At 45.6% G+C, this 10,005-nt stretch carries 8 protein-coding genes and 4 pseudogenes; 11 read left to right on the top strand and 1 reads right to left on the bottom strand.

Translation table 11 applies throughout. The annotated features are described in order from the left end of the window. The first annotated feature begins 356 nt into the window (after positions 1–356). From BO222_RS07485 to BO222_RS07430, 11 genes and pseudogenes are all read left to right on the top strand, one after another. Positions 357–1,298 carry an alpha/beta hydrolase gene (locus BO222_RS07485; protein WP_233131224.1) on the top strand — a complete coding sequence of 314 codons (942 nt, stop codon included), beginning with the start codon at positions 357–359 and terminating at the stop codon, positions 1,296–1,298. Positions 1,299–1,339: 41 nt separating this feature from the next. After that, positions 1,340–2,509: an iron-containing alcohol dehydrogenase gene (locus tag BO222_RS07480; RefSeq protein WP_075819800.1), complete on the top strand. Its 1,170-nt coding sequence runs from the start codon at positions 1,340–1,342 to the stop codon at positions 2,507–2,509. A gap of 171 nt (positions 2,510–2,680) precedes the next feature. Further along, positions 2,681–3,148 (top strand): annotated as a pseudogene (locus BO222_RS07475) (flavodoxin); the annotation flags it as partial. A gap of 114 nt (positions 3,149–3,262) precedes the next feature. Beyond that, on the top strand, positions 3,263–3,736 hold the full coding sequence (locus BO222_RS07470) for a flavodoxin (RefSeq protein WP_198932018.1): 474 nt from the start codon (positions 3,263–3,265) through the stop codon (positions 3,734–3,736). A gap of 144 nt (positions 3,737–3,880) precedes the next feature. Continuing rightward, positions 3,881–4,888 (top strand): annotated as a pseudogene (locus BO222_RS14075) (flavodoxin). Positions 4,889–4,906: 18 nt separating this feature from the next. Beyond that, the gene (locus tag BO222_RS07455) at positions 4,907–5,443 is read left to right on the top strand and encodes a flavodoxin family protein (protein ID WP_075819793.1); all 537 of its coding nucleotides are present in this window, start codon (positions 4,907–4,909) and stop codon (positions 5,441–5,443) included. 22 nt (positions 5,444–5,465) lie between these two features. Then, positions 5,466–5,924, top strand: coding sequence for a flavodoxin family protein (locus BO222_RS07450; protein ID WP_075819791.1), 459 nt, complete (start codon positions 5,466–5,468; stop codon positions 5,922–5,924). A 25-nt stretch (positions 5,925–5,949) separates the two neighbouring features. After that, positions 5,950–6,705 (top strand): carboxymuconolactone decarboxylase family protein, encoded by a 756-nt coding sequence (locus BO222_RS07445; protein ID WP_075819789.1) that lies wholly within the window; start codon positions 5,950–5,952, stop codon positions 6,703–6,705. A gap of 111 nt (positions 6,706–6,816) precedes the next feature. Then, positions 6,817–7,557: pseudogene (locus BO222_RS14070) on the top strand (aldo/keto reductase); the annotation flags it as partial. A gap of 41 nt (positions 7,558–7,598) precedes the next feature. Beyond that, positions 7,599–8,437 (top strand): annotated as a pseudogene (locus BO222_RS07435) (aldo/keto reductase). 28 nt (positions 8,438–8,465) lie between these two features. Continuing rightward, positions 8,466–9,338, top strand: a complete 873-nt coding sequence (locus BO222_RS07430; RefSeq protein WP_083647728.1) for a carboxylesterase family protein — start codon at positions 8,466–8,468, stop codon at positions 9,336–9,338. Between the two features lie 207 nt (positions 9,339–9,545). Here BO222_RS07430 and BO222_RS07425 read toward each other — a convergent pair whose 3' ends face one another. Continuing rightward, positions 9,546–9,824, bottom strand: coding sequence for a hypothetical protein (locus BO222_RS07425; protein ID WP_198932016.1), 279 nt, complete (start codon positions 9,822–9,824; stop codon positions 9,546–9,548). Positions 9,825–10,005 lie beyond the last annotated feature (181 nt).

Genomic DNA, 10,005 nt, shown 5'->3' with positions numbered 1-10,005 from the left:
GGCAAAAGAAGGATAAAGGGCAAGGTCGAGATAATCATCGACAAAGGAACTGACAGTAGTGAAGACAGAATCCATCTCAATATGAGGGAAGAGAGAATGGAGCAGTGGCAAACGGCCCTGAATCGAGTTATAGTGTGTTTGGTAATTTTGTTTATTGATCATGAACATATTTTACCAAAAAAGGCACCTCATCCATTACGGATCAGGTGCCTCTTTTTATTTTTGGACTGTCAGAAATTTAACAGCCCCTTTTTTTAATAATGTAATCAGAAAGGATGGGGACGGCTTTGAGAGCAAATTCTTTTGTTGCGGTACTGATTTGCATAGCCGTTTTCTTGGCAGGGTGCATCGCATATATGAACAGCATTGAATCGGACACAGATTTCAAAGGAGAAGAAACTACTGTGCAGACAAATCAGAATGATACAGAACAATATACGCAAGATACGGAGATCTCAGATGTGATAAATGACACCGCTTTTGGCGATTACGGCAGGCTGATATTCCCTGTGAACAGCAGCTATTACAGCGGCGATACATTGGGCGAACTGGGGCTCACTTGGTACAACAATATTGATCCCGACAAAACGGTAGAGATTGCAAACTATATGAAAAGCCACGCTGAAAATGGCGGTGTAATCTTTTTCGATATTTATACCGATGAAGAAAAAGCGGCCGATCACGCAAAAGAAGATACAGGCTTATTTTTCTTCAAAGGAAATCCCGGCGAACGGTTTGCGGTATGCAACGCAGGCGGTGGATTTGCCTATGTAGGTGCAATGCACGACAGTTTTCCCCACGCTTTGGAATTATCCAAAATGGGCTACAACGCCTTTGCCTTGATCTACCGCCCCGGTGCCGAGACCGCCTGCGAGGATTTGGCGAGAGCAATCAGCTTTATATTTGAAAATGCCGACGAATTAGAAGTAAACACCGATTGCTATTCCCTTTGGGGCGGCTCGGCAGGAGGAAGAATGGCGGCTTGGCTCGGCTCTTACGGTACGGCTGCGTTCGGGGAAAAAGATTTACCGCAGGCCGGGGCTGTGATTATGCAGTACACAGGTCACAGCGAATACAGCCAAAGCGATCCGCCAACCTATGTTTGTGTGGGCGAAAATGACGGTATTGCAAACTGGCGTACAATGGAGGCTCGGCTGAATCGCTTAAACGAGCTTGGAATCCCAACAGAGTTTCATCATTACGAGAGACTTCGCCACGGCTTCGGTCTTGGAATGGGAACGGTTGCAGAGGGTTGGATAAACGACGCTGTGAATTTTTGGGAAAATCAAATGCAATGATTAGCTCAAATTATCAATAAATCAGAGAAAGGACTATGACAATGAATAACTTTATTTTTGAAAACTCTACAAAGGTGTTTTTCGGAAAAGGCTGTGTAAAGGAATACCTTTGCTGCCTGACGAAAGCCTACGGCGATACCGTTATGCTATGTTATGGCGGCGGCTCAATCAAGAAAAATGGTATCTATGACGAGGTAACAAACATCTTGGAAGCCGCAGGAAAAACCGTTGTGGAGTTTAGCGGTATTATGGCGAATCCCACCTATGCGAAGGTATTGGAGGGTGCGAAGCTGGCAAAGGAAAATGATGTCAGTCTGCTTTTGGGAATCGGCGGCGGTTCGGTTATGGACTGCTGCAAGGCGATTTCGATTGCCGCCCATTATGACGTCGATGTATGGGAAGATTTCTGGAAAAGACCGGGTGTTTTTGACTTCGAGCCGTTACCTCTCGGCGTGATCGTTACTGTGGCAGGTACGGGCAGCGAGTGCAACGGCGGAGCAGTTATTACCAATGAGGAATTGAAAATCAAGACAGGCAGAGATTATCCGCAATGCAACCCCAAATTTGCCCTGCTTGACCCCACCCATACCTACAGCGTTCCAAAAAAGCAAATGGTTTCCGGCGGATTTGATATTCTGTCGCACATTATGGAGATTTATTTCAGCGAACCAAATGAGGACAATGTATCGGACGATATTTCCGAGGCGCTTATGCGAAGTGTAGTCCGTAATCTGCGTGCTGCTATTCAGAATCCGCAGGACTACACCGCACGAAGCAATTTGATGTGGGCGGCGACAATGGCGGAAAACCGCATTATCAAACTGGGCAAGCGAATGGATTTTGAGTGCCACCAAATGGAACACCAGCTTGGCGCATACACAAACTGCAATCACGGTGAGGGGCTTGCCGTTCTGCACCCTGTCTACTACCGCCATATTTACAAATACGGCCTCCCGAAATTCAAACAATTTGCAACCGAGGTTATGGGAGTTTCAACAGAGGGCAAAACGGACGAAGAAATCGCCCTTGCAGGTATTGAGGCTTTGGAAGATTTCATTGTAGAAATCGGACTGCCCGTGTCTTTGCAGGACTTGGGAGTGAATGAAAATACCGACTTGAAAACCATTGCAGATTCCTGCGCCCTTATGCCCGGCAGTTATAAAAAAATGACCCACGAAGAAATCCTTGAAATCTTCAAGAGATGTTACTAAACACAGCGAGGACTAAAAACGATGAAAAAGATTATCTCACTTTTTATGATGCTTGCTATGGTGCTGTAATTTGCAGCTTGCTCAACAAACGAACCCCCCAGTGCAACACTTCCCGAAAAAAGCAATACACCTACAAATGAGAGCACTCCTGCACCGAGTGACACAAACGGGAAAAATCTAGTGGTGTACTTCTCAATGCCCGACAATGTTGATGACAGTACGGTTGTAATCAACGGCGAAACGCTGGGCAATACGCAGTATATGGCGTATGTGATTCAGGAAACCGTCAGCACTGACATTTTCCGCATTGAGCCGGAAACGCCCTATCCCACCGACCACGACGAACTGGTTGACCTTGCGAGTGAAGAACAAAGCGATAACGCCAGACCGGCAATCAAAGATACGATTGAAAACTTTGATACCTACGAAAACATATTTGTCGGTTATCCCAACTGGTGGGGCGATATGCCGATGATCCTGTACCCTTTCTTTGACGAGTACGATTTTTCCGGCAAGACGATTATTCCCTTTAACACCCACGGCGGCAGCGGCTTTTCGGGTACAATCTCCACAATCAAAGAGCTTGAACCCAATGCCGAGGTGTTGGACGGCAAATCTATCTCCCGCAATGATATTTAAGACGCAGAGCAGGAAATCGTAGATTGGATAAATTCTCTTGATCTGAAGCAAGCCGAAGAACAGCCCGATTCTTCTGCCGAAGCACAGCAGCCTACCGATGAAGCAAGAAAAACATTGGTTGTCTACTACTCCGCAACCGGCAATACCGAGAATGTGGCGAATTACATTGCCACCGCAACAGACGGTGATTTGTTTGAGTTAGAGCCTGCCGAACCGTACAGCGACGCTGACCTTAACTGGACGGACGATAACAGCCGTGTTGTGCGTGAACACGATAACCTCAATGAGCGTGATATTGCCCTTGTAAAAAGCACCATAGAAAATTGGGACGAATACGGCACGATTTATATCGGCTACCCGATTTGGTGGGGGATTGCTGCTTGGCCCGTTGACGGATTTATCGAAGCAAACGATTTTACAGGAAAGACCGTGATTCCCTTTGCCACATCTTCAAGTTCGGGACTTGGCGAAAGCGGCGAGCTGCTCGCTGAAATGGCAGGCACAGGCGATTGGCTGACAGGCGAGCGTTTCCCTTCCGGCGTCAGCGAAAGCGATGTGACGGCTTGGGTAGAAAGCCTTGAAAGATAACGCTATAAAAAAAGTATTCTAATTTTGACTACGCTGATCGCCTCGTCGCTCATTCTTTCGGCGTGTGATTCACAGACCCCCGACACCTCGACAAGCAGCGAGGTATCGGGAACAGAAAGCAGCAGTTTGGAGGTTGAAAGCAGTATGCCGACTAACTCAGATGATACCGCAAATCATTTTCCTGCTTCGCTCACCTCGATTCCCGACAGTTATTTGACCGAGGCGGAACAACAGGGCACTTTGCAAGACCTTTATTACGATACTTACGAATCCTTTTCCTACAATGAAAAGAGCAGAAGGCTCCAAAAACATACCGTTGTATATCGGCCCTATGGCTATGACGAAAGCAAGCAATATCCTGTCTTCTACCTTATGCACGGTGGTTGGAGCAACGAATATACCTATCTCGGCAGCTCCGATGAGCCGCAGGTAATGAAACATATTCTCGATCACGGGATTACGAACGGAGAAATTCAGCCGATGATTGTTGTTTGTCCTACCTACAACAACACAAGCCCGGAGGACAGCGGGGATTACGGTGTTGCTCTACGGCTGACCGACAATTATCACAATGAGCTGATAAACGACCTTATCCCAGCAGTGGAAGGCAAATACAGCACCTATGCCGAGGACACCACCCCCGAAGAAAGCACAACCGGAGATTCAAATATCTTGGTAGCTTATTTTTCGTGGTCGGGCAACATACAGCAGGTTGCGAACTTGATTTCCGATAAAACAGGCGGTGAATTATTCAGAATCATCCCCGAAGTGGAATATACGGAAGATGATGTATTTGACCTGGCGTAGGACGAACTGAACAGCGGCACCCGCCCGCCCCTTTCCTCTCATATAGACAGTGAAACTATAGCTGAATATGATGTTATCTTTTTGGGTTTCCCGATTTGGTGGTACGATCTGCCAATGCCTGTTTGGTCTTTCCTTGAAGAATATGACCTGTCCGGCAAGACAATCATTCCCTTCTTTACTCACAACGGCAGCTCGTCAGGTGCAAGCAGCATTTCTACCGTAGCCGAGCTTTGTCCGGATTCCACCGTACTGGCCGATGACTCCTTTACCTATTCGGGCAACAATGTGGACGAAGCCCAAAGCGATGTTGACGAATGGCTGACCGAGCTCGGCTACAAAAACTAAACAAGGAGAATTTGAACAATGAAAAATATACTTATCTTATCCGGCAGTCCCCGTAAAGGCGGCAATTCCGATTTGCTCTGCGATGAGTTTATGCGGGGAGCAAAGGAAAGCGGCAACAATGTAACCAAAATCAATGTTGCAAGCAAAAAGATAGCGCCCTGCCACGCCTGCTATTTCTGCCGTGAACACGGCGGTGAGTGCGCCTATAAAGACGATATGGCTGAAATCCTGCAAGCGATGATTGACGCCGATGTGCTTGTGCTTGCAAGCCCCGTTTATTTCTATTCCATTGATGCACAGTTAAAGGCGGTAATCGACCGAACAGTTGCACGCTGGCTGGATGTTAAGGATAAAGAGTTTTACTACATTATGACCGCCGCCGATGAAGATAAATCGTCTATGGAAACCACCCTTGCCTGTTTCCGTGGCTATGCAGACTGCGTAAACGGTGCAAAGGAAATGGGTGTGATTTACGGTACAGGCGTTTATGAAAAGGGCAAGATACTGAATACCCACGCTATGACACAGGCCCATGAAATGGGTAAAAATGTGTAATGCATACAACAGGAGAAAAACAATGAATATTTTATTTATAAACGGAAGCCCGAACCAGAATGGAAATACTGCTGCCCTTGCGAAAGAGCTTCTGAAAGGAAAAGAATACGAAACGTTGAATCTGACCGATTATAAAATCGGAAGCTACGGGCAGAACTTTGAGGACGACGAGCTGGATCAGGTCATTGCGAAAATAGAACAGGCAGAGGTAATTGTTATCGGCTCTCCTCTGTATTGGCACAACATCTGTGGCTCAGTGCGAAATATGTTGGATCGCTTCTACGGCTTGGTGGAGAACGACTCATTATCGGGTAGAACGCTTTATTTCCTCTTTCAAGGCGCTGCGCCGGAAAAATGGATGCTGGAAGCCGGAGAATATACGATGAAACGCTTTGCCGGACTTTACGGAATGAAATATGCAGGTATGGCAACTAATCGTTCTGAAGCGGCTAAATTGTCAAAAAACATCAGAAAACAATAAATCAATATGTTAGGAGGACAACAGTATGGCAGTAAAGCAAACGGCGGGAAGAACCGCCCTCGGAGAATTTGCGCCGAAATTTGCAAAACTAAATGACGATGTGCTTTTTGGTCAGGTATGGAGCAGAGAGGATAAACTGTCTTTGAAAGAACGCTCTTTGATTACCGTGGTAGCGCTTCTCTCGCAGGGACTTACCGATACATCGTTCGTTCATCATTTGGAATCGGCAAAGGCGAACGGCATTACCAAAAGCGAAATTGCCGAGATCATTACACACGCAGCCTTTTATGCAGGCTGGCCCAAAGCGTGGGCAGCTTTTCGTTTGGCAAAAGATATTTGGAAAGAGGACGCAAACGAAGCAGACGAAAAAACCGTCTATGAAAAATCTATGCTCTTTCCGATCGGACAGCCAAACGACGCCTTTGCACGTTATTTTGTGGGACAAAGTTATCTTGCTCCTGTCTCAAAAGAGCAGGTGGGCATTTTCAATGTGACCTTTGAGCCGGGATGCCGGAATAACTGGCATATCCACCACGCCGAGAAAGGCGGCGGTCAGATTTTGGTCTGCGTTGCCGGCAGGGGTTTTTATCAGGAATGGGGTAAAGAGCCGATTTGTATGACGGCAGGTGATGTTGTCAATATCCAAGCAGGCGTGAAGCATTGGCACGGAGCAGCTCCGGATAGTTGGTTCTCTCATCTTGCGGTAGAAGTGCCGGGAGAAAATACCCATACCGAATGGTGCGAGGTTGTCAGCGATGAAGATTATGAACAGGTAAAATAAGGAGCACAGTTTATGGAATATGTGACTTTGAATAACGGAATCAAAATGCCAATGGCAGGAATCGGAGTTTTTATGATGACACCTGCAGAGGCATAAAGTGCGGTTGAAAATGCTCTCAAAAGCGGTGTTAGGCTGATTGATACAGCAAACGGCTATATGAATGAAAGCGGAACAGGCCGGGGAATCAAAAGCAGCGGCGTTGCGAGAAAGGATATTTTTCTCGTAACAAAACTGTAGCCAACTGTATATGAAAAAGAAACGGCGATTGACGAGAGCCTGAAGCGCCTTGATACAGACTACATTGATCTGCTTTTTCTTCATCAGCCTACCGATAACTGGCGGGAAGGATATAAAGCCATTGAGAAAGCTTATAAGGAAGGGAAAGTGAAAGCAATCGGACTTTCAAATTTCCCCGATGAGCTTTTGCAAGAAGCTATTGATACTATGGAAATCAAGCCGCAGGTAGTACAGGTAGAGGCGCACCCGTATTATCCGCAGACAAAGTTAAAAGAGATTCTTTCACAAACAGGTATGGCTCTTATGGCTTGGTATCCGTTGGGACACGGCGATAAAAATTTGATGGAAGAGCGGCTGTTCTCGAAGCTTGGGTAAAAATACGGAAAAACCAACGCACAGATTATCCTGCGCTGGCATACACAATGCGGCAACATTGTAATTCCGGGTTCTAAAAACCCGGAGCATATCCGTGACAACTTTAATATTTTCGATTTTTCTTTGACAGATGAGGAATTGTCGGAGATTCAAAAGCTGGATAAGAATACACGCTATTATACGGCTACGCCGGAACTGATAGAGACATACAGCAAACTGGAACTAAAAGAAGATTTGTAATGCAATGACTGTTACAAATAACAGCGAAAAGAGTGAAAATAATGGAATATGTAACTTTGAACAATGGAATCAAAATGCCGAAGCTGGGCTACGGTGTATATCAGGTATCCAATGAAGAATGTGAACGCTGCGTATTAGACGCAATCAGCGTAGGGTATCGCTTGATTGATACAGCGCAAGCGTACGGCAATGAGGAAGCGGTCGGAAACGCTATTAACAAATGCGGCATTCCCCGTGAGGAGTTTTTATTACAACAAAGGTGTGGATTGCAAACGGCGGTTATGAGAAAGCGAAGGAATAACTTAAGGAATCTTTGAGAAAACTGCAAACCGAATATATCGACTTATGTTTGATTCATCAGCCTTTTAATGATTACTACGGTACTTACCGTGCAATGGAGGAAGCCTATAAAGAGGGTTGGATTCGTGCAATCGGCGTTTCTAATTTTTATCCCGACAGACTGGTTGATTTGTGTAGTTTTGTAGAGGTCAAGCCTGCAATCAATCAGGTAGAAACGCATATTTTCCAACAGCAGAAAATCGCCCACGAGTATATGGAGAAATACGGCGTACAGCACGAATCTTGGGGCCCGTTTGCCGAGGGTAGAAAGGATTTCTTTACCAATCCCGTGCTGAATGAAATCGGGAAAAAGCACGATAAAAGCGCCGCACAGGTCGCTCTCCGTTTCCTTTTGCAAAGTGATGTTGTGGTAATCCCGAAATCCACCCACAAGGAGCGTATGGAAGAAAATATCAATGTCTTTGATTTTGTTCTGGACGAAAGCGATATGAACACTATCCGGGCATTGGACGAAAAAGAAAGCCTGTTTTTCTCTCACTATGATCCAGCGATTGCAGAGATGATGATAAAGCTGCATTAACAGCAAAATTCCAAAAAAGGTGAAATCAATGAAAAAAGGTGTGGTGCTATCTGCTGTTATATTGATTGTTTCACTTTTGCTTACCGCCTGCTTGGCAAATCAGCCGATAGACAATACCGAAAACAACAGCACATCTGTCACCGTTCCTGCCGAATCGGAAGTGCCGAATGAAACAGAAAAATCACCCGAAAAAACCGGTGCTATCGCCGAGCAGATTCTAAACGGCAACGACGGTGAAATTCATTATAGTTATTACTTGCCGGAGGATTACGATGAGAGCAAGACTTATCCGTTAGTAATGACGATGCCGGGATATGGTATGATGTGGTTTGGCGAGGATTCATCGGGCAGTAATCTGGAGTGGAACGGTTTTCGGGTATGGACAGGACTTGAAGAAGATATGATTGTGGTTTCTGCTCAACTTACCGACTGGCACAAAACATCTGCACGGCAGGCAATTGAATTGACCAAATACTTTATCGAAAACTTTTCCGTTGACAAATCAAGAGTTTACGCTGCCGGATATTCGGCTGGCGGGGAAACAATGTCACAAGCGGTTTCTATGCGTCCCGATCTGTATGCAGCGTATCTGCACGGAGCTTCACAATGGGACGGCGCTTATGAGCCGATAGCGCAGAATGATGTTGCCGTATATATCTTTATGGCTGAAAATGATGAGTATTACGGCTCTGAAAAGGCACGCTCCGCCTATGACGGATTGCAGGCGGCTTATCATGAAAAGGGATATACAGATAAACAAATCGGCGAACTGTTAATCCTCGAAATCCCCAACAACGAATACTTTAACAGCCGTGATATTTATAACTACCACGGCGGCGGGAATATCGTGTTTGATGATGAAACAGTTTTGAATTGGATACTGTCAAAAAGTAAAACATAAGAAATTCAACAAAGCACAATGTGTTTTGTCTATTGTAAAACGACGACTGACGCCATTTTAGAAAAAGAGTTTTCCGTAGAATACAGGAATAGAAAAACAGGGAGTGAATTTGCGAATTTACTCCCTCTAAATTTATCTTTCCTGCTCGTGCTTCTTTGAAGTTTTTTTACGCTCAGAAGTCTGCACCTGTTTTTTTTCTGCAAATGCTCACGAACAGATTGTCCCTCTTTCCCCCAATAATTCAGAAACATCACGCTTACTGTCAAACAGGATAAGCGGATCAAATTTTTCTCCGTATGCCTCTTTAATCTTGGAAGTGGCAGCTTGAATCTTCTCGCCCTGTAAGGCGATCCGCTGTTCGGAGAGTTCTGCTGAATCCACATCTTTTGCCTGCCACCTTAATTCCGAGAACCGCTTTAAGGCATCTTCCAACTCGGCAGCATATTTTTCTTCCTGCTTTGTCAGCCGCTTCAAATTTTCCTCCATAGCCACAACCCTCTTTTTGACCTCAGCAATTCCGGTATCCTCACTACAATCAAATACAACTTTCCCAAATCGATAGACTATAGACGGGCAGACTTCTTCGGTCTGCCTCTTTTTCTTTTAGCTGATTTTTCCTCGGTTTCTGAAGCAGGAAGAATACCCAGTTTCTCCAGTATCTCGATTT

The organism is Ileibacterium valens (assembly GCF_001945525.1).
Classification (GTDB): domain Bacteria; phylum Bacillota_I; class Bacilli_A; order Erysipelotrichales; family Erysipelotrichaceae; genus Ileibacterium; species Ileibacterium valens.
Note: the sequence above shows the minus strand (reverse complement) of the source record. Positions and strands in the feature narration are given on the sequence as shown.

What these genes read in the sequence shown, in the direction of transcription:
- BO222_RS07485 (WP_233131224.1), top strand. Translation starts at nt 357, where the DNA reads ATGAACAGCATTGAATCGGACACAGATTTCAAAGGAGAAGAAACTACT.
- BO222_RS07480 (WP_075819800.1), top strand. Translation starts at nt 1,340, where the DNA reads ATGAATAACTTTATTTTTGAAAACTCTACAAAGGTGTTTTTCGGAAAA.
- BO222_RS07455 (WP_075819793.1), top strand. Translation starts at nt 4,907, where the DNA reads ATGAAAAATATACTTATCTTATCCGGCAGTCCCCGTAAAGGCGGCAAT.
- BO222_RS07450 (WP_075819791.1), top strand. Translation starts at nt 5,466, where the DNA reads ATGAATATTTTATTTATAAACGGAAGCCCGAACCAGAATGGAAATACT.
- BO222_RS07445 (WP_075819789.1), top strand. Translation starts at nt 5,950, where the DNA reads ATGGCAGTAAAGCAAACGGCGGGAAGAACCGCCCTCGGAGAATTTGCG.
- BO222_RS07430 (WP_083647728.1), top strand. Translation starts at nt 8,466, where the DNA reads ATGAAAAAAGGTGTGGTGCTATCTGCTGTTATATTGATTGTTTCACTT.
- BO222_RS07425 (WP_198932016.1), bottom strand. Translation starts at nt 9,824, where the DNA reads ATGGAGGAAAATTTGAAGCGGCTGACAAAGCAGGAAGAAAAATATGCT.